Raw genomic sequence first — 272 nt, forward strand, 5'->3', positions numbered from 1 at the left:
AAATGGCGTTGTCATGCCATGGCGGCGCTCAGCCTCACGAGCTGATCGGCTGGATTTCGAGCTTGGGCGGTGGCGCGATCGTAGAATCTCCCCGCATCCCCAGTGGCGCCGAATACACGATGCCCAATCCAGTCTACGTGCTGGGCTTTCCTGCCACTCGTGTGAATATCCGGGCTTTTCATGGCCAAGATCGCGATTTCACCGTCTACGAGACCGTTTTCCCCGACAAATCCTTTCGCTCGATCGCAAGCATCGCGGGCCTGACCCCGGAC

At 59.2% G+C, this 272-nt stretch carries 1 protein-coding gene; it reads left to right on the forward strand.

What is annotated here, in order from left to right; genetic code table 11:
* Positions 1–272 (forward strand): hypothetical protein (locus ACR6JA_RS22860; RefSeq protein ID WP_494599768.1); only part of this gene is annotated, 272 nt, incomplete at both ends.

This window comes from Cedecea sp. B1(4) (assembly GCF_059414925.1).